Source organism: Streptomyces sp. TOM-9 (assembly GCF_056858595.1).
On record NZ_JBXEQB010000001.1, the window covers coordinates 680,008 to 697,264 of the forward strand.

The 17,257-nt window shown below is 74.3% G+C and carries 19 protein-coding genes; 8 read left to right on the forward strand and 11 right to left on the reverse strand.

What is annotated here, in order from left to right:
- Positions 1-97: 97 nt before the first annotated feature.
- Complete coding sequence (locus AC1VWI_RS03125; protein WP_499509348.1) at positions 98-883, reverse strand: FadR/GntR family transcriptional regulator; 786 nt, start codon at positions 881-883, stop codon at positions 98-100.
- Positions 884-993: 110 nt separating this feature from the next.
- Between AC1VWI_RS03125 and phtC the strand changes: the two genes are divergently transcribed.
- Genes phtC through AC1VWI_RS03140 form a run of 3 tightly spaced genes read left to right on the forward strand, consistent with a single transcriptional unit; the run spans position 994 to position 3,310 of the window.
- The gene (gene phtC / locus AC1VWI_RS03130) at positions 994-1,761 is read left to right on the forward strand and encodes a 3,4-dihydroxyphthalate decarboxylase (protein WP_499509349.1); all 768 of its coding nucleotides are present in this window, start codon (positions 994-996) and stop codon (positions 1,759-1,761) included.
- A 13-nt stretch (positions 1,762-1,774) separates the two neighbouring features.
- Positions 1,775-2,872: a hypothetical protein gene (locus tag AC1VWI_RS03135; protein ID WP_499509350.1), complete on the forward strand. Its 1,098-nt coding sequence runs from the start codon at positions 1,775-1,777 to the stop codon at positions 2,870-2,872.
- 42 nt (positions 2,873-2,914) lie between these two features.
- The gene (locus AC1VWI_RS03140; RefSeq protein ID WP_499509351.1) at positions 2,915-3,310 is read left to right on the forward strand and encodes a GNAT family N-acetyltransferase; all 396 of its coding nucleotides are present in this window, start codon (positions 2,915-2,917) and stop codon (positions 3,308-3,310) included.
- Between the two features lie 32 nt (positions 3,311-3,342).
- Here the strand turns inward: AC1VWI_RS03140 and AC1VWI_RS03145 are convergent, their stop codons facing one another.
- Complete coding sequence (locus AC1VWI_RS03145) at positions 3,343-4,125, reverse strand: maleylpyruvate isomerase N-terminal domain-containing protein (protein ID WP_499509352.1); 783 nt, start codon at positions 4,123-4,125, stop codon at positions 3,343-3,345.
- 180 nt (positions 4,126-4,305) lie between these two features.
- Here AC1VWI_RS03145 and AC1VWI_RS03150 point away from each other — a divergent pair, with 180 nt between their 5' ends.
- Complete coding sequence (locus AC1VWI_RS03150) at positions 4,306-5,205, forward strand: LysR family transcriptional regulator (RefSeq protein ID WP_499509353.1); 900 nt, start codon at positions 4,306-4,308, stop codon at positions 5,203-5,205.
- A gap of 54 nt (positions 5,206-5,259) precedes the next feature.
- Here the strand turns inward: AC1VWI_RS03150 and AC1VWI_RS03155 are convergent, their stop codons facing one another.
- Both AC1VWI_RS03155 and AC1VWI_RS03160 read right to left on the reverse strand, forming a co-directional pair.
- Entirely contained in the window at positions 5,260-6,012 is a 753-nt protein-coding gene (locus AC1VWI_RS03155) for an SDR family NAD(P)-dependent oxidoreductase (protein WP_499509354.1), read from the reverse strand.
- 306 nt (positions 6,013-6,318) lie between these two features.
- Positions 6,319-6,825, reverse strand: a complete 507-nt coding sequence (locus tag AC1VWI_RS03160; protein ID WP_499509355.1) for a tetratricopeptide repeat protein — start codon at positions 6,823-6,825, stop codon at positions 6,319-6,321.
- 326 nt (positions 6,826-7,151) lie between these two features.
- Between AC1VWI_RS03160 and AC1VWI_RS03165 the strand changes: the two genes are divergently transcribed.
- Positions 7,152-7,652 (forward strand): lamin tail domain-containing protein, encoded by a 501-nt coding sequence (locus AC1VWI_RS03165; protein ID WP_499509356.1) that lies wholly within the window; start codon positions 7,152-7,154, stop codon positions 7,650-7,652.
- 22 nt (positions 7,653-7,674) lie between these two features.
- Here AC1VWI_RS03165 and AC1VWI_RS03170 read toward each other — a convergent pair whose 3' ends face one another.
- The 6 genes from AC1VWI_RS03170 to AC1VWI_RS03195 all read right to left on the reverse strand — a co-directional run bounded on the left by AC1VWI_RS03170 (position 7,675) and on the right by AC1VWI_RS03195 (position 13,668).
- Positions 7,675-8,640, reverse strand: a complete 966-nt coding sequence (locus AC1VWI_RS03170) for an RNA polymerase sigma factor (protein WP_499509357.1) — start codon at positions 8,638-8,640, stop codon at positions 7,675-7,677.
- A gap of 84 nt (positions 8,641-8,724) precedes the next feature.
- Complete coding sequence (locus AC1VWI_RS03175) at positions 8,725-9,492, reverse strand: hypothetical protein (RefSeq protein WP_499509358.1); 768 nt, start codon at positions 9,490-9,492, stop codon at positions 8,725-8,727.
- A gap of 34 nt (positions 9,493-9,526) precedes the next feature.
- Positions 9,527-10,300, reverse strand: a complete 774-nt coding sequence (locus AC1VWI_RS03180; protein ID WP_499509359.1) for a MerR family transcriptional regulator — start codon at positions 10,298-10,300, stop codon at positions 9,527-9,529.
- 146 nt (positions 10,301-10,446) lie between these two features.
- Positions 10,447-11,106 carry a class I SAM-dependent methyltransferase gene (locus AC1VWI_RS03185; protein ID WP_499509360.1) on the reverse strand — a complete coding sequence of 220 codons (660 nt, stop codon included), beginning with the start codon at positions 11,104-11,106 and terminating at the stop codon, positions 10,447-10,449.
- Between the two features lie 25 nt (positions 11,107-11,131).
- Positions 11,132-12,013, reverse strand: a complete 882-nt coding sequence (locus AC1VWI_RS03190; protein WP_499509361.1) for a diacylglycerol kinase family protein — start codon at positions 12,011-12,013, stop codon at positions 11,132-11,134.
- A 62-nt stretch (positions 12,014-12,075) separates the two neighbouring features.
- Positions 12,076-13,668: an FAD-binding oxidoreductase gene (locus AC1VWI_RS03195; protein WP_499509362.1), complete on the reverse strand. Its 1,593-nt coding sequence runs from the start codon at positions 13,666-13,668 to the stop codon at positions 12,076-12,078.
- A gap of 72 nt (positions 13,669-13,740) precedes the next feature.
- Here AC1VWI_RS03195 and AC1VWI_RS03200 point away from each other — a divergent pair, with 72 nt between their 5' ends.
- Together AC1VWI_RS03200 and AC1VWI_RS03205 are read left to right on the forward strand one after the other, a co-directional pair.
- The gene (locus AC1VWI_RS03200) at positions 13,741-14,340 is read left to right on the forward strand and encodes a TetR/AcrR family transcriptional regulator (protein WP_499509363.1); all 600 of its coding nucleotides are present in this window, start codon (positions 13,741-13,743) and stop codon (positions 14,338-14,340) included.
- A 5-nt stretch (positions 14,341-14,345) separates the two neighbouring features.
- Entirely contained in the window at positions 14,346-15,926 is a 1,581-nt protein-coding gene (locus tag AC1VWI_RS03205; protein WP_499516704.1) for a glycerol-3-phosphate dehydrogenase/oxidase, read from the forward strand.
- A gap of 18 nt (positions 15,927-15,944) precedes the next feature.
- On the opposite strand, the gene AC1VWI_RS03210 is transcribed toward AC1VWI_RS03205, so the two are convergent.
- On the reverse strand, positions 15,945-16,571 hold the full coding sequence (locus AC1VWI_RS03210; protein WP_499509364.1) for a TetR family transcriptional regulator: 627 nt from the start codon (positions 16,569-16,571) through the stop codon (positions 15,945-15,947).
- 133 nt (positions 16,572-16,704) lie between these two features.
- Here AC1VWI_RS03210 and AC1VWI_RS03215 point away from each other — a divergent pair, with 133 nt between their 5' ends.
- A complete protein-coding gene (locus AC1VWI_RS03215) occupies positions 16,705-17,223 on the forward strand; it encodes an ATP-binding protein (protein ID WP_499509365.1) in 519 nt (172 codons plus the stop codon).
- Positions 17,224-17,257 lie beyond the last annotated feature (34 nt).

Here is a 17,257-nt window from a genome sequence, read left to right on the forward strand (position 1 = left end):
TCCGGCCCAGGACCCCGGACACACGAAAGCGCCCCGGACCCTCCCTCAGGTCCAGGGCGCTTCCCCGCCGGTGCGGCCCGTCCGGGCCGCGCGGCGGTCAGCCGTCGCCGTCCTCCTTCACGCGGGACGCCGTCCGCTCCAGGTGGGTGCGCATGATCCGGCCCGCCGCCTCCAGGTCGCGCGCGGCGACCGCCTCGACGAACTCGCGGTGCTCCTTGGAGCCCCGCCTGCCCATGGCCGGCTCGACGGACTGCGCCTCGCGCAGGCTCATCAGCAACGGCCCGTGGAAGGACTGCACGAGCATCTCGATCGCCGGGTTGTGCGTAGCCGCCGCGACCCGGATGTGGAAGGCCGCGGAGAGCTCCATGGAGTACTCGCCCCGCTTGAGGGCCTCGGCGTGCTGGTCGCACATCGCGCGCAGTTCGGCGATGTCCTCGTCCGTGGCGCGCTCGACGATCAGCGGGACGATCCCCAGTTCGAAGACCAGCCGCGCCTCGGTGACCTGGGCGGCGGTCAGCGGCGAGAGGCTCAGCAGATCGGCGAGGCCCTCGCTCACCCGGCGCGAGGTCGGCGCGGTCACGAAGGTGCCGCCGCGGGCGCCGACGCGGATCTCGACGAGCCCGCTCGCCTCCAGGATGCGCAGTGCCTCGCGCACGGTCACGCGGCTGACACCGAAGTGCACGCACAGTTCGCGTTCGCTGGGCAGCCGGTCGCCGGGCTTGAGCCGTTCCTCCTTCAGCAGGAGGCGGATCTGCTCGACGATCACCTGGGAGACGCGGCTGGAGGAGACGGTCTTGAACAGGTCGTCGGGCACGGGGATCGGCCTGGCGGACGTCCCCTCGGCGGTCACGGCGTCCGGAGACTGGCTGGGTCGCGATGGCATGAGCGCATTCTCCCACGGTGAACGGCCTTGTTGACGGCTTCCCGACTAACGGATTAACGTCATACCAAAATACCAATCAACCGAGGGGACGCCCATGACCTGGACGGACGATGAGTGAGCGGCCGGCGTCCTCCTTCGACGCGCTGCGCGAACGGGTGGCCGAGGCGTGCCGCGTCCTGGCCGTGACCGGCCTGGTGGAGCACATCCTCGGCCACGTGAGCGCCCGCACCGGGCCGGAGACCTTCCTCGTGCGCGGACGCGGCCCGCAGGAGCGCGGACTCGCGTTCACCGTCGTCGAGGACGTCCATGAGGTCGGCCTCGACGGCACCGGCAAGGTCCCCGACGGCTGGACGGCGCCCAGCGAACTGCCCATCCACAGCGAGGTGATGCGGGCCCGCCCCGAGGTCACCGCCGTCGTCCACGCCCATCCGCCCGCGGTCGTCGCCGCGTCCGTCGCCGGGCTCCCCTGGCTCCCGGTCGTCGGCTCCTACGACATCCCCGCCGCACGGCTCGCCCACGACGGCATCCCCGTCTGGCCCCGCTCGGCGCTGGTGCGCCGCCGTGACCTCGCCGAGCAGATGACCGGCGCCCTCGGGGACCGTCCGGTCGTGGTCCTGCGGGGGCACGGACTGGTCTCCGTCGGTACCGGCGATCCCGCCCATGCCGTCGCGGCCGCCGTCACGCAGGCCCTGGCCGTGGACGCGCTGGCGAGGACGAGCCTGGCCGTCGCCGCCACCGGCGCCCCGCTGCGGGCGATCCCCGACGAGGACCTGGCCGAACTGCCCGACCTCGGGCCGTCGTTCAACGTCTCGGCCATGTGGCGCCATCTGGCGGCACGCGCCGCCCACGAAGGACCCCCGGTGCCCCTGCGGCCCTGACGACCGGAGGATCATGCTCGTCCTCGACAACCAGGTGACCGCCGCCGTGCTGACCATGCCCGACGTCGTCCGCGCGCTGGAGGACTCCTACCGGGACCTGGCCACCGGCGACGGCGTGTGCCGGCCCCGGATCGACCTCCGCCTGCCGGTGGACGACCGCCGGGTCTACCAGTGGGGCACGATGGAGGGCGGTTCCGCCCGCACCGGCTACGTCGCCATCCGCATGAAGTCCGACGTGCTGCTGGAGACCGGCACCGGCGACCGCCGCACCCAGGAGAAGTACTGCGTGCGCCCGGGGCGCTTCTGCGGTCTGGTGCTGCTCCTCGACGCGCGCACCGGCGAGCCGCTCGCCCTGCTCAACGACGGCCTCCTGCAGCACCTCCGGGTGGGCGCCGACTCGGCCGTCGGCGCCCGTTTCGCCGCCCGCGCGGACGCCCGCGTCCTGGGCCTGTTCGGCTCGGGCGGCATGGCGCGCAGCCACGTCGAGGCCTTCCTCACCGTGCGCCCCCTGGAGCGCGTCCAGGTGTACAGCCCGACCCGGGCCCACCGCGAGCGCTTCGCCGCCGAGATGCGCGAGCGGTACGGCCTGGACGTCGTCGCCGTCGACGGCCCCGGGGCGGTGTACGAGGGCGCGGACATCGTCGCCGGCTGCACCGACGCGGTCGGGGAGGTCGTCCACGGCCGCGCACTGCGCCCCGGCACCCACGTCACCTGCATCGGCGGCCGCCTCGACGCACGGGCCCGCGAACGCTTCGACGTCTGGCTGCGGCTCGGCACCGCCACCGTCCCCGACGACCTCCCCGCCTGGGCCACCGAGGAGGAGTACGTGGCCTACCGGGCCCGCCCCGGCGCCCCGGTCTGGGAACTCCACTCCCACGGGAAGGGCTCCCGCCGGCCGCCGCGCGGTCCCCGCGTGGTGCTCCTCGACGACGTCCTCACGGGCCGGGCCCACGCCCGGGACGACGACGCGCAGGTGACGTTCTCCGAGCGCGGCAACATCCAGGGCGCGCAGTTCCACGCCGTCGCGTCCGTCGTCTACGAACGCGCCCGCGAACGCGGGCTCGGCCACGAGATACCCACCGCCTGGCTGCTGCAGGACATCCGTGACTGAGGTCTCCGCGCAGGGCGGTACGGCAGGGCCTAGGCTCGCGCCGTGGCGATCTCCTACGAGTGGCGGGGCGACTTCGACAACGCGGCCCTCAACGCCCTCCATTCGGAGGGTTCAGGCGATCGGAGCCCGGATGTCGACTGGCTGTCCCGCGTCCGCCGCCACAGCCTCGGATGGGTCTGCGCACGGCACGACGGCGACCTCGTCGGCTTCGTGAACGTCGCCTGGGACGGCGGCCTCCACGCGTTCATCCTGGACACGGTGGTCGCGGCACACTCCCGCCGCTCGGGGATCGGCGCCGGACTGGTGGCCGAGGCGGGCCGGCAGGCCCGTGCGGCCGCGTGCGCATGGCTGCACGTCGACTTCGAGGACGACCTGCGGTCGTTCTACCTCGACGCCTGCGGGTTCAGGCCCACAGCGGCAGGCCTGGTCGCCCTCTGAGGTGATCCGGCCCCGGGCACGCCGCGGAGCGGTCAGTAGCCGGGGAAGAGCGCGCGCAGGTCGTCCAGGGTGACGCCGTCGCGCGCGGTCACGGCGTCCCGGGGGCGGTTGCGGCCGTAGACGAGGCGGAGCACGGCCTCGGACGGTCCGGACACCGCGCCCGCGGGTTCGGCCCCCTCACAGGGGAGGATGTGCAGCTCGGAGCCGAGGGCCAGGCACAGGGTGCGCACGGGGTCGGTGAGTTCCACCGCGATCTGGCGCGGGCCGAGCCGGGTGAGGGTGTCCCCGTCACGGCTGCGCGAGGCGACCATGTCGACCCGGTCCCACAGCAGCGCCACCTCGGGGGCCGGGATGGCGGCGGCCTCGTCCAGACCCACCTCCACGTCCCAGGTGTGCACGGACTGCTCGGACAGCCAGTAGCCGGTGAAGTCCGTGAAGCCGACCGGGCCGGTGAAGTACGGCACCGTCACCGACGCGCGCACCCCGGCGTCGAGGGAGTCCAGCAGCCGCAGCAAGTCGGATTCCGCCTCCTGCCACGCGTCGCGCTGCGCGACCGGCCTCAAGGGGATCCACCGCTCGTACACGTCGGTGATGTCCTCCCGGGAGGGCCTGGTGGGGTCCCCGGTGAGAGCGCGGTGCACGGCCGCGGTGCACAACTCGGCCCCCGTGCCCAGGTGGACCAGCACCTGCGCGATGCTCCAGCCTTCGGCGAACGAGGGCCGGAGCAGTTCCTCGCCGGTGAGGCCGCCGACCATGGCGCCCAGGCGCCGCGAGACCGTGTGCATCGCCGCCAGTCGGACGTCGCCGGTGTCCATGGACTTCCTCCTCACGAGCTCGCTCCGTAGGGCCGGGAGGTCCTGCGCCCCCTTCTCCCCAGGCAACCTCGCGCGTCCCCCGATCCCAAGCGGGTGCCCATGCGCGCCCCCGAAGGACGCCATAAGCAGCGCTTCTGCCGGTTCGTGGCAGGGGCGCGGACGGCATGGTGCGATGGGCTCATGGACATGCGGGAGCTGCGCGCGTACGTCGCGGTGGTCGAGGAGGGGGCGCTGTCGGCGGCGGCACGCCGGCTGCACCTGAGCCAGCCGGCCCTGTCCCAGACCATCGGCGGACTGGAACGGCACCTCGGGGTGAAGCTGCTCGTGCGCAGCAGCACCGGGGTACGGCCGACGGACGCGGGGGCGACCCTCCTGGGGGAGGCGCGGGCCGTGATCGCCCGGCACGACCAGGCGGTGCGGGCGATGGCCCGGCACACGGGCGTGGGCGGCGGGGTGCTCCGGATCGGCATCCCGCTCGAACTGCCGACGGGACTGCTCGTCGCCCCGCTCGCGGAACTGGCCGAGGAGTTCCCGGAGACCCTGGTCCAGGCCCGGCACCTGTCCACGGCGGAGCAGCTCGCCGCGCTGCAGGCCGGGGAGCTGGACGTGGCGCTGCTGCGGGAGCGGCCCGCCGGGCCCGGGTTCGACGCCCAGCTCGTCGTCCGCGAGCGGCTGGGCGTCCTGCTCGCCGCCGAACAGGTCACGGAGCTGGCCGGCCCGGACGGCATCGCGCTGGAGGCCCTCGCGGGCCTGCCGTGGGTGGGCTTCCCGCGTTCCGGCAGCCCCGCCTGGTACGACGAGCTGACGGCGATCCTGCGCAGTCACGGTCTCGACCTGGGCCCCGACGCCCCCGAGGGGCAGAAGCTGATCGCCGAGGTGAAGCTCGCCGCCGTCAGCGCGGGCCACGCCTTCGCGCTGGCGCCGCCGGACTGGGCGCAGCCGATCCCGGAGAACGTCGCCTGGTCGCCCCTGGTGGGCCATCCGCTGATCCGGCGGACGTGGGCGGTGTGGCCGGCCACCTCCCGGCGGCGCGACCTGGGACGGCTGATCGCCGCGTTCGAGCAGCCCGCGGGGGCCTGAGGGCCGCGCGCGGGGGCACGGCCCTCAGGGGTGCGGCGACGCCGCCGACGGAGGTCAGACCGCCGTGCGCCCGCCGTCCACGGGCAGCACCACGCCGTGCACGAAGCTCGCCGCGTCACTGGCCAGATAGGCGATGGCCTCGGCGATCTCCTCCGGTGCGGCGGGCCGCCCGGCCGGCGCCTGGGAGGCGAGCGCCGCGAGGTCCTCCCCCATCCCGGAGGTGCCCTCGGTCCGGGTCGGCCCCGGCTCCACCGCGTTCACCCGGACCCCGCGCGGTCCGTACTCGGCCGCCCACGACTTGGTGAGCAGGTTCAGGGCCGCCTTGCTGGACCCGTACAGCGCCATGCCCGCGGCGCCGTAGTCGGCGACCATGGTGCTGACGTTGACGATCGCGCCGCGGCCGCGCCCGGCCATCGCGGGCGCGAGCTCGGCGACCAGGTAGAACGGCGCCTTGACGTTGAGGGCGTAGACGGTGTCGACGTCGCTCTCCGGTGTCCGCTCGGTCGGCCCGAACGGGTAGACGCCCGCGTTGTTCACCAGGATGTCGACCCTGCCCCCGCCGAGCGCCACCGCCTCGCGGGCGAGCGCCCGGGCCGACCGGGCGTCCCCCAGGTCGCCCGCGACGAAGTCGGCCTTCCCGCCGCGCCCCCTGATCGCGGCGACCACTGCCTCACCTCGTCCGCCGTCGCGGCCGGAGACCAGTACGTGCGCGCCCCGCCCGGCGAGCGTCACCGCGGTCGCGGCGCCGATCCCGCTGGTCGCCCCGGTCACGAGGGCGACGTCGCCGCCCAGGTGTGCTGAAGTCATGTTCCAACCCTGTTCTCTTCCGAGCGCTCTGTGCGCCGTGCCGAATTCCGGATGATCACGTCGCGCATCGAGGCACGTCGTGACCGCCTGGAAGAGCACGGGGAGGACACCGGCGATTCCGTAGCGCCCATCGGCGGATGCTATGACCGGCATCATCGCCGCCTACTGCGCTGATTCCGCTGCCGGGCGCCGAGTTGGCCTGCGGCACGGCGTCACCACCCCACGTCGACGGAGGCCTTCAACGGCGTGCCGGTGGCGGGCGTCCGTTCCGGCGTGTGGCGCGCGGGAGCCCCGCCCGCCCAGGGTTCACAAGGTGGCGTCGAGATCCTCGGCGTAGTAGGCGACGGCCTGCCGGTAGCGTGCGATGTCCGGGTCGGAGCTGCTGTCCGCCAGCAGCGTCAGCAGGAGCCGCATGGCCTCGCGGTGTCCGCCGGTGTTGTACAGGGCCATCGCCAGGAAGGTCCGCAGCGCGCCGTCGTGAGGGAAGTCGATGAGGGCCACGCGCAGCAGGCGGACGGCCTCGTCGTACCGCCCGAGGATCCGGTAGGTGCTGCCCAGGCCCAGCAGCGCGCCGCGCCGGTCGTCCTCCGACAGCCCCGTGCCGCGCAGGGCCTGCTCGTAGAAAGGCACCGCCTCCGCCTCCAGGCCCAGTACGTCGTGCGCCCACGCCGCCTGGTAGGCCACCTCCGCGTCCCCCGGGAACCGCTCCGCGAGGGCGACCAGCCGCTCCCTCGCCGCCTCCGCCTCCCCGCGCTCGCGCAGCCCCACCGCGGCCGCCAGCAGTTCGTCCCGCCCGTGATCGTTCTCGTTCATGCGCACATCCTGGCAGCCCCGCGCCGCGGCGATGCACGACCCCGGCACCCGCGACTATCCGAAGGAATACGCCCGTTGTCGACCGGTTGCTTCGCTTCGGACGCCAAGTCGCGGAAAGCCCGGCTCCGGTTCGCCTGGAATGCTTTGATACCTCGCAAGACGCCGACGGGGGGCCGGAAACCCGGCACAGGCGGGCGGCTCGGCGCGCATGGTCCGCGCTCCCGGTGGGGCGGAGGGTCCCGGAACTCACCTTCCACGAAGGGCGCAGTTCCGACGCTCCGCGCACGTGACCCGCGCGCGGCCCCGTCCCAACAGGGGGGATTCCCATGACCAAGCACGTCCGTATCGGCGTGGCCGCGTTCGCCGCGGCCTGTGCGACCGCCGTCCTCATACCGGTCCAGGCACACGCCGCCGAGTACAGCTCCGCCCTCAAGATCCGCGGGGCGCAGTACGACGCGCCCGGACGGGACTCCAACAACTGCTCCTCCGGCAACACCCGCGCGGAGTACCTGACGATCAGGAACTACTCGGCCTCGGCGACGGTCAACCTCAAGGGCTACGTCGTCAAGGACGCCACGGGCAACCGCTTCGCCTTCACCGCGAACCACTACCTCCAGCCCGGCGACTACGTGAAGCTCCGCGGCGGCCACGGCACGGACTCCGACAAGAACAACGTGGCCTACCGCGCCAATTGCAACTTCATGTGGAACAACGACGGCGACACGATCTACCTCTACAAGCCCTCCGGCAGCCGCTCCGACGTCCACGCGTACACCAAGCGCGGCTCCGACGCGGACGGCGACGGCTACATCCGCTTCCACAGCTGAGGCGCGGCCACCCCGCCCCGGCTCACGCGGCCGCGGCGCCCGGTATGGGCACGGGGCGGGGGTGGTGGAGCCGCAGGCCGTCGACCCGGCCCGCGGCGTCGTGGGTCATCAGCCAGGCGACGGCGGGCGGGCAGTGCCCGGGGTTGTCCGGCGGGTTGACGATGTCCATCTCCCAGACGGTCAGCGAGCGCCCGGCGACGGCGTGCACGAGGCGCTGGCGGACCCCGGCGGTCAGGTCGGAGTCCATGCCGCGGATCAGCAGGCCCCTGCCCCCCACCCGCTCCCTCCCGCTGAACAGGCCGACCTCGGGTGACCAGCGTTCCCGCAGGAAGCCGGCGAAGTGGCCGCGTTCGGCCGCGGCCAGGGTCTCGTGGGCCTCGGTCCTGCTGGCCCTGGTGCGCCGGACGCTGTCGTCGTGGGCGCCGTCCGCGGTGTCGGCGAGTGCCTGGGCGAGCTTGGCCCGGGCCTGGCTGAGCCGGCTGCGGACGGTGCCGACGGGAAGCCCGCAGGCCGAGGCGATCTGCTCGTACGAGCTGACGCCAGTGGTGAAGTGGCGCAGTACGAGCGGCAGCCGCAGCGTCGGGGAGAGCTGCTCGATGGCCTCCCAGATCCAGTCCCGCAGCGCGGCGGACTCCAGCCACCGCTCGGGGCCGGAGTCCGCCGCGCGCAGGACGAGGTCGTCGACCGGGCTGGTGGGGACCGTGCCGCGCAGCAGGGAGCGGGCGTTGTTGCGGACGATCATCCGCAGCCACGGCCCCACCGCGGCGGGATCGCGGACGTCGCCCACGCGGCGCAGCGCCGTCAGCGAGGCGTCCTGCAGCACGTCGTCCACGTCGGGCCCCGGGCCCAGGACGCTCAGGGCGACGGCGCGCATGCCGGCCCGGTGACGCTCCAGGAGCAGACCGAGCGCCGTGACGTCACCCGCCTGCGCGGCCCGGGTGAGCGCCACGTCCTCGGCACGGGCTGCCACGGATTCGTCCAGGCCCATCGCGTCCCTTCCGGCGTTCGTCCCTCTCCAGCGGATGCTACGGCGTCACCGCGGCCACCCGGAAACGCCGACGCACGGGAGGCCTCAGGGGCCCGCCGGGTGCAGCACGGCCGCACGGCGGCACACGACGGACCACGTGGCCTGTGCAGGAGCGGCGCCCTGCGGCAGCCGGCGGGTCCCGGAGAGGAAGGTCACCGTGCGCCGGCCCTCCAGGTGGCACCAGACGGACATCTCCGACAGGCCCCCGGCCACGGGCTGCTCGTAGAAGTACCACCGGGTGGTGACGTGCCGGTCGGCGCCGAGGAAGGGCTGCTGGAGGAAGCGCTGGGCGCCCGGGGGCAGGTTGCCGAGGAAGTCCCGGGCCTCCCGGGTGAGCTCGGGTTCGGCGCCCTGGGCGCCCTCGGCGTCGGCTGCCGCGGGGGAGTGCGTGGGCGCCGCCCGTCCTGAGAGCAGCGAGGCGGCGGCCCCCAGACCTGCGGCGCGTGCCGTGGGAGTCGCCGGGCCGCTCCGGAAGGGCCGGGTGACGAAGGAGTCCGGGTCGAGCCGGAGGGTGCGCACCGAGGAACCCGGGCCGTCGGCGGGTTCTGCCACGCCGAGGCCGTCGGTGCCGAGCACCACGGCCTGGACCCCGCCGCCGGCCGCCGCGTGCGCCCACCACTCAAGGACGGTGCCCGTGCCGTGCGTCATGCGCGCGCGGACGTATTCGGGCAGCAGGGCCCAGTAGTGGTGCCGGTCGGGACCCGGGGAGACGCTGAGATCACCGGGCCGGTGCAGCCGTCCCCGCGGCGCTCCGGCCGCCCCGCCCGGACCGCGTGAGAGCGGTCCGCCCGGCCCTCGCGTCATCCCGTCCATCGGTCTCCCTCCCCCAACCGGCCGACGTTCCAGCCTAGTCGGCCTCGCGGACCTCCTCCACGTACCGCAGCAGGGCCCGCATCCGGTCCGGGGGCCACGGCAGGTTCCGCGCGAGTTCCTCCCCGCGCTCGTCCCACAGCTTCCGCGCGGCGGCCCTGGTCGCCTCGCCGTCCTCCCCCGCGGCGTGGAAGCCGCTCCCCACGGCGTCCCAGCGGCCGACCAGGGCCCTGACCTCCGGGTCGTCGGCGGGGGTGCCCGCCTCGACGTGCGACAGCAGCGCCTCCACGAGCCCGGTCCACTCGGTCCTCGCGGTCTCGACGCCCTCCGGGCCGATCTCGGCCCGTCGCGCGGCCAGTTGCTCCCGCTGCCCGGCGGTGAAGTGGGTCTCGAACACGGACATCAACTCCAAGGTCGTCATGAACCGTTCGGGATCGGGCATCGACGTCTCCTCGATCCGCCCGAGGAGCCCGCGGAGCTGCGCGGTGAGCTGCCGGATCCGCCCGGCGTGCGCCTCCAGCGCGGACAGCTGGGCGGTCAGCAGGTCGCGCATCGACCCCAGGTCCTCCCCGCTGTCCGCGAGGACGCGCTGGATCTCGTCCAGCGGCAGCCCGAGCGCGCGCAGTGCCCGCACCCGGTAGAGCCGGCGCACGTCCCGCTCGGTGTAGCGGCGGTGTCCGGCGGCGGTGCGTGCACTCGCCCCGAGCAGGCCGATCTCGTCGTAGTGGCGCAGCGTGCGGATGGTCGTGCCGGTGGCGCGGGCCACCTCGCCGATGCTCCACAGACGCCGGTCGTCGTCGTTCCCGATCACGCCGACAACGCTATGACCTCCCGTTACGGCCGGTTCAAGCCCGCCGCGCGGGCTCTGGCAGGATGAGGCGGTGTTCGACGTCGCCGGCGAGCAGTTCGAGGTCAACCACTCCGGTCGACTGGTTCGATCAGGAACGGGCCCGGCCGTCAGGGGCGTTCGGGTTTCTCCGCGAGGAACGTGGCGACGGCGCGCTTCGCGCCCGCGCCGGGCTCCTGCACCAGGCGCGCCGTGACGGTGAGACCGGCCTCCTCGATCAGAGCGGCGATCCGCGGGGCGGGCAGCATGTGGAGCCCGTACGAGACCGGGTGGCCGCCGTACGCGTGCTCCGGGCGCAGGTGCTCGTCCTCGCCCACCCAGCCGGCGAGCATCAGGTGGCCACCGGGTGCCAGGACGCGGCGGAACTCGGCGAAGACGACGGGCAGCAGTTCGGGCGGCGTGTGGTGGGTGGAGTAGTAGGCGAGGACGCCGCCCAGTTCGCCGTCGCCGATGTCGAGCGCGGTCATGGACCCCACGGTGAAGCGCAGGTGCGGGTGGGCCCGCCGGGCCAGCTCGACCATGCGCGGCGACAGGTCGACCCCGTACGCGGGCACCCCCAGCCCGGCGAGGTGCGCCGTCACGTAACCGGGGCCACACCCCAGGTCCGCCAGCGGGCCCCGGCCGGCCGTGCGGACGGTCTCGGCGAAGGCGGCCAGCATGGCGCGGGAGAGCGGGTCGAGTCCGTCCGGGGTGCTGACCCGTGCGGCGTAGTCGGCGGCGACGGTGTCGTACGACTCCCGGACCGCGGCGAGGTAGGCGTCTTCGGGCACCGGGCGAGCCTACCCACGGCGGGGATCAGCACAGCACCCGGAGTGCTCCCGGGCGGATCCGCGCGGTGACCGGGAGGGCGGCCTCCACCTCGCCGTCCGCGCCGTACGGGACCGCGCGGTCGGCCTCGATGCGGATCTCCTTGCCGCGCACGATCTCGACCTCGGGGCGCTCCACGTGCGCACCGGTCTTGAGCTCGTTCATCAGCGTGAAGAAGAGCCGGCGCGGTGCGTCGTGGATCATGACGACGTCGAGCAGCCCGTCGTCGACCCGGGCACCGGGCGCGATGGCCCGGCCGGAGCCGTAGTAGCCGGAGTTGGCGGCCACGACGGTGTAGCCGCGGCGTTCGTGGACGACGCCGTCGACGGTGACGTGGTAGGCGGCGGCGCGCCAGCCGGCGACCGCGCGCAGCCCGCCGGCGTAGTAGGAGGCCGGGCCGCGCAGCAGCCGGGCGGTGTTGGCGTGGTGGTTGGCGACCGCGTCGACGCCTGCGTAGACGCTGCCGAGGACGACGGTCCGGTCGTGGACCGCCGACTCGACCTCGATGGTGTCGACGGCGCGCGGCTCGTCGCGGAGCAGGATCCGGGCGAGTTCGGCGGGCCCGGAGGGCAGGCCGAGGGCGCGTGCGAAGTCGTTGCCCCGGCCTGCGGGGACGAGGCCGAGGACGGTGCCGGTCCCGCTGAGGGCGCCGCCGATGCCGCCCACGATGCCGTCGCCGCCGACGGCGAGGACGACGCGGCCGCACTCGCCGGCCCGGCGCGCCAGGTCCTGGGCGTGCCGGAGGCTGTCGCTGTATACGGTCTCCAGCTCCGCGCCCGCCTCCCGCAGCAGCTTCGCCAGTGGGAGGAGGGCTGCCGCCCCGGTGGAGCCCCCGGCGGTGGGGTTGACGACGGCCGTGAACTGTCGCATGGGTGTGCCTCCGGGGACGGCGGATCGGCGGGACGGCGGGACAGCGGGACAGCGGGGCGGGGTCAGCGGGTGGGGAGCAGGATGCCGGGGTTGAGGAGCCCGTCGGGGTCGAGCGCGTCCTTGACGGCGCGCAGGGCCTCGATGCCGAGCGGACCCGCTTCGCGGACGTACCAGTCGCGGTGGTCGGTGCCCACGCCGTGGTGGTGGGTGATGGTGCCGCCCGCGGCGAGGACGGCCTCGTTGGCGGCCTCCTTGGCGGGGGCCCAGTGCGCCACGGGGTCCTCACCCTGCGCCGAGACGACGGTGAAGTAGAGCGAGGCGCCGTTCTCGTAGACGTGGGAGATGTGGCACATCACCAGCGGCGGGGTGCCGGCCGCGGCCAGCGTCGCGGTGAGCGCCTCGCGCACGGATTCGTACAGCTCGGGGATCCGGGACCAGAAGGTGGCGGTCTCCAGGGTCTCGGCGAAGGCGCCCGCGTCGAGCAGCGAGTCCCGCAGGTAGGGGGCGGAGTACCGGCCGTGGGCCCAGCGCTCGCCGGGCTCCTCGCCCAGGTACGCGCCGCCGCACTCGCGCAGTACGGCCGCGGCCTGCTCCCGGCGCAGGGCGGTGTCCTCCGCTGTGCCCTCGTAACCGGCGATCGCCGTGCAGCCCGCGGACGCGGCCCCGTCCGAGCCGATCGCGTCGGGCTGGGCGAGGCCGACCATCGTCTCGGTCTCGTCGGACAGGCGCAGCACCGTGGGGCGGGGGCCGTCCTGGGCGAGCCGGCGCAGGGCCGCGGCGCCCTCGGCGAAGGAGGCGAAGCGCCAGCCCTCGTAGACCTTGACCTGGGGAAGCGGGCGGATCCGCACCGTCACGGAGGTGATGACGCCCAGCGCGCCCTCGGAGCCGAGGATCAGCTGGCGCAGGTCGGGGCCGGCCGCGGAGCGGGGGGCCCGGCCGGCGTCGAGGGTGCCCTGCGGGGTGGCGACGGTCAGACCCAGCACCATCTCGTCGAAGCGGCCGTAGCCCGCGGAGGCCTGGCCGCTGGAGCGGGCGGCGGCGAATCCGCCGATGGTGGCCCACTCGTAGGACTGGGGGAAGTGGCCCAGGGTGAAGCCCTGTTCGGCCAGGAGCGCCTCGGCCTCGGGGGCGCGCAGCCCCGGCTGCAGGATCGCGGTCCGCGAGACGGGGTCCAGCGACAGCAGACGGTTCATGCGGCGCAGGTCCAGGGCGACGAAGGGGCGCCGCCCCTGCGGGGCGAGGCCTCCGACGACGGAGGTGCCGCCGCCGAAGGGGACGACGGCGAGGCCGTGTTCGGCGCAGACGGCGAGGACGGCCAGGACCTCGTCGTGGCCGGCGGGCAGCACGACGGCCGCCGGGGTGTCGTCGACGTCGCCGCCGCGGATGCGCAGCAGGTCGGGGGTGGACTTGCCGCGCGTGTGGCGGATCCGGGTCTCGGCGTCCGTGCGCACGTGGACCGGGTCGCCCACGCAGTCGGCGAGGTCCTGCCGGGCCTCGTCGGTGAGGGGGGACCCGGGTACGGCGATGTCCTGCAGGGCGGCGGGTTCCGCGCCGCGGGGTTTGACGCCCAGCAGATCGCGCAGCAGGCCGATCACGGTGTCGGGCAGCGGGGCCGCTTTGGCCGGGTCGCCCCAGCCGCTCCACAACATGTCCACGGGCTCGTCCTCACCGGTCGTTTCTGGGGGTGCCGTCTCCTGCGTCCCCCACAGGGCGTTACACTGTGACACATGGCGCCTATTCGTCACAACACCTCGGACAGCGATCCGGTGCTCGACGCGGTCCGCGACTGCGTCCTGGCCGTCGGCGTCCGCCGCACGACCCTGACCGACGTGGCCCGCCGGGCCGGCGTGTCCCGCATGACGCTCTACCGGCGGTGGCCCGACGTGCGCACGCTCGTCGGCGACCTGATGACCCGTGAGTGGGTCTCGGTCGCGGTGGACGCGATGCCCGAGCGGCACGAGGGCACCAGCATCCGGACGTACATGGTCGAGGGGCTGGTGGCGGGAGTGCGTGCCTTCCGCCGTCACCCGCTGTTCGTCAAGATCCTCGACGTCGACCCCGAACTGCTCCTCCCCTATGTGCTGGACCGCCGCGGCGCCAGCCAGGACGCACTGCTGGAACGGATCGCCGCCGCCCTGGAGGAGGGCCACGCCGACGGCTCGGTCCGCGCCGGCCACGTCACCCGGCAGGCCCGTTCCGTGCTGCTGGTCGTCCAGTCGTTCACGCTCTCGTTGCGCACCATGACCGACGAGGACGACCCCGACCTGACCTCCGCGGCCTTCCTCGGGGAGCTGCGGGACATCCTGGAGAGGACCCTCGCCCCATGAGCCCCATGAGTCCCGTGAGCAGCCCGGCCCCCTCCCCCGCGTCCTCGCTCAGCGCCGCGCGGCGCGCCCGCGAGCTGGCGGAACTGGCCGCCGGCGAGCAGGTGGACGTCCTGGTCGTCGGCCTCGGCGCCACCGGCGCGGGCGCGGCCCTCGACGCGGCGTCCCGCGGGCTGTCGGTCGCCGCAATCGACGCCCACGACCTGGCCTTCGGCACCTCCCGGTGGAGCTCCAAGCTGATCCACGGCGGCCTGCGCTACCTGGCTTCCGGCCAGTTGGACGTCGCATACGAGAGCGCGGTGGAGCGCGGCGTGCTGATGGAGCGCACCGCCCCCCACCTCGTCCGCGCCCAGCCCTTCGTGCTGCCGCTGACCCCGCTGGTCTCGCGCGGGCAGGCCGCACTGGCCTGGTCCGGTTTCCGGGCCGGCGACGCGCTGCGCCTGTCGGCGCGGACGGCGCGGGCCACGCTCCCGGCGCCGCGCAGGCTCTCCGCGGTGGAGACCCGGCACCTCGCCCCCGCCCTGCGCACCGCGGGGCTGCGCGGCGGCCTGCTGTCCTGGGACGGCCAACTTGCCGACGACGCCCGCCTGGTGACCGCGATCGCCCGGACCGCCGCGGCGCACGGGGCGCGGATCCTGACACGGGTGCGCGCGGTCTCGCTCAGCGGCTCGGGCGCCGTCGTACGCGACGAGCTGACCGGCGAGGAGCAGACGATCCGGGCCCGCGCGGTGGTCAACGCCTCCGGCGTGTGGGCGGGCGGCCTGGTCGACGGCGTACGGCTGCGTCCGTCCCGGGGCACGCACCTGGTCCTGCGCTCCGACGGCCTCGGCGGCCTCGGCGGCCTCGGCGGCCTGCCCGCGGGCCTGCACATACCGATCCCCGGGGAGTCCAACCGGTTCGTACTCGTCCTGCCGCAGGGCGACGGCCGGGTGTACGTGGGGCTCACCGACGAGCCGGTCGACGGCACCGTCCCCGACGTGCCGGAGGTGCCCGAGACGGACATCGGCTTCCTGCTCGACGTGCTCGGCACGGCGCTCGACGTCCCCGTCCACCGCGACGACGTGGTGGGGGCGTTCGCCGGGCTGCGCCCGCTGCTCGACACCTCCGCCGACGGCTCGGGCCGTACCGCCGACATCTCGCGCAAGCACGCGGTGCTCACCTCCGCCGAGGGCGTGGTGACCGTCGTCGGCGGCAAGCTCACGACCTACCGCCGGATGGCCCAGGACGCGGTCGACGCGGCCGTCACGGCCCGCGGGCTCGGCGCCGCTCCCTGCCGCACCACGTCGCTGCCGCTCGTGGGCGCCGCGGCGCCGCACGTGCTCACCGGCCTGCGGGCCCCGCGCCGCCTGGTGCAGCGCTACGGCACCGAGGCCCCCGCCGTGCACGCCCTCGGGGCCGCCGATCCCGCGCTGCGGGAGCCGGTCGCGCCCGGTCACCCGGTCACGCGCGCGGAGCTGGTGTGGGCCGTACGCCACGAGGGGGCGCTCGACACCGGCGACCTCCTCGACCGGCGCACCCGCGTGGGCCTCGTCCCGGCCGACCGTGAGACGGCGCTGAAGGCGGCGGAGGAGGTACTGGCCGGGGCGTGACCCCGGCCCGGCCCGGGGTCACGGGACGACGGCGGCCCCCGGGGCACGGTCAGGGGTACGCCAACCGGCTTCGAGGCGGTCGAGGAGCGTGCGGAACGTGGGGTCCACACGCTCCTCCTCACCGTCCGCGAGGAATGCGAGCAGGAGCCCGAAGACGGCGTCCACCAGGAGGGATGCCTCGATGCGCGCACGCTCCCCTGCCATGCCCAGGCCCTCGAAGACAGGGGCGATGAGCTCGGTCCACTCGGTGACCAGTCCGTACATGTGGGGGCCATGGCGCTCGGGTCTCAGCATGGCGGCGGCCATCATCTCGAAGTACAGGGGCAACAGCGCAAGGCGCTCGGGGCTGCGGACCTCCCGCCACAGCGCCTCCGCCAGGCGTCGCATCCCCTCCGCGTCCCGGGGCGTGCCGGCCACCGCGAGGACCTCGCGGAAGCGCAGGATCGGCCGGCTCGCGTCCAGGGCGAGTGCCTCGGCGACCAGGCGTTCCTTGCTGCCGAAGTAGTAGAGGAGCATCCGGTCGCTGGTGCCCAGCGCCTTGGCCATCGGCCGCAGGGACAGATCCGCCAGGCCGTGCGCGACCACGTACTCCCGCACACGGTCGAGGAGTTCCCGCCGCTTGTCGGCATCGGCCCGTCGCGGCATGACACTCTCCCGAAGTCCGTATTGATCGCTTTTGCCAGCCTATTTACCGTAGCACCCGCTACATGTATATTTGATAGATGTAGCGGGTGCTACAGGAAAAACTCTCGCGCCTCACTCCCGACAGCGGAAGGGAATGATCACCATGGCCGCCGCCCAGGCCATCGGCACAGACGGGACCCGCACCTCCGCGTCCTGGCTCGCCCGGCAGCTCAGGCTGTGGTCACGCACCCTGGAGCCCGTGCGCCCCCTGCACGCTCCGGCCGGACGCGCCTCCGCCCGGGACGCCTCCTGGCCGCTGGACCACGAGCTGGCCTCGGTGGGCCGCGCCCGCAGGCTGGCCACGGCGCAGGTGCATACATGGGGCCTTGGCGACCTCGCGGATACGGCGGAACTCCTGGTCAGCGAACTGGTCACCAACGCCCTGCGGCACGCACGCGGTCCGGTGCGGATGAACCTGCGCGTCACGGAGGGGTACCTGCGGTGCGAGGTCGAGGACATCAGCTCCCGGGCCGCGGTCCGGCGCGTCACCGACACCGATGCGGAGGGCGGGCGCGGCATGGAGATCCTGGACCTGCTCAGCGACGCCTGGGGCACCGACCGGACGGCAACCGGCAAGACGACGTGGTTCGAACTGTCGCCGGCCGCCGCCTGAAAGCACACCCGCGAAGCCTCCCCTCCCAACCGTG

Excerpts from the sequence above, each read along its gene's own strand:
- phtC (WP_499509349.1), top strand. The coding sequence starts at position 994 with ATGAGTGAGCGGCCGGCGTCCTCCTTCGACGCGCTGCGCGAACGGGTG.
- AC1VWI_RS03135 (WP_499509350.1), top strand. The coding sequence starts at position 1,775 with ATGCTCGTCCTCGACAACCAGGTGACCGCCGCCGTGCTGACCATGCCC.
- AC1VWI_RS03170 (WP_499509357.1), bottom strand. The coding sequence starts at position 8,640 with ATGGGCCTGGACGAATCCGTGGCAGCCCGTGCCGAGGACGTGGCGCTC.
- AC1VWI_RS03165 (WP_499509356.1), top strand. The coding sequence starts at position 7,152 with ATGACCAAGCACGTCCGTATCGGCGTGGCCGCGTTCGCCGCGGCCTGT.
- AC1VWI_RS03205 (WP_499516704.1), top strand. The coding sequence starts at position 14,346 with ATGAGTCCCGTGAGCAGCCCGGCCCCCTCCCCCGCGTCCTCGCTCAGC.
- AC1VWI_RS03145 (WP_499509352.1), bottom strand. The coding sequence starts at position 4,125 with ATGGACACCGGCGACGTCCGACTGGCGGCGATGCACACGGTCTCGCGG.
- AC1VWI_RS03190 (WP_499509361.1), bottom strand. The coding sequence starts at position 12,013 with ATGCGACAGTTCACGGCCGTCGTCAACCCCACCGCCGGGGGCTCCACC.
- AC1VWI_RS03215 (WP_499509365.1), top strand. The coding sequence starts at position 16,705 with ATGATCACCATGGCCGCCGCCCAGGCCATCGGCACAGACGGGACCCGC.
- AC1VWI_RS03160 (WP_499509355.1), bottom strand. The coding sequence starts at position 6,825 with ATGAACGAGAACGATCACGGGCGGGACGAACTGCTGGCGGCCGCGGTG.
- AC1VWI_RS03210 (WP_499509364.1), bottom strand. The coding sequence starts at position 16,571 with ATGCCGCGACGGGCCGATGCCGACAAGCGGCGGGAACTCCTCGACCGT.
- AC1VWI_RS03150 (WP_499509353.1), top strand. The coding sequence starts at position 4,306 with ATGGACATGCGGGAGCTGCGCGCGTACGTCGCGGTGGTCGAGGAGGGG.
- AC1VWI_RS03175 (WP_499509358.1), bottom strand. The coding sequence starts at position 9,492 with ATGGACGGGATGACGCGAGGGCCGGGCGGACCGCTCTCACGCGGTCCG.
- AC1VWI_RS03155 (WP_499509354.1), bottom strand. The coding sequence starts at position 6,012 with ATGACTTCAGCACACCTGGGCGGCGACGTCGCCCTCGTGACCGGGGCG.
- AC1VWI_RS03125 (WP_499509348.1), bottom strand. The coding sequence starts at position 883 with ATGCCATCGCGACCCAGCCAGTCTCCGGACGCCGTGACCGCCGAGGGG.
- AC1VWI_RS03200 (WP_499509363.1), top strand. The coding sequence starts at position 13,741 with ATGGCGCCTATTCGTCACAACACCTCGGACAGCGATCCGGTGCTCGAC.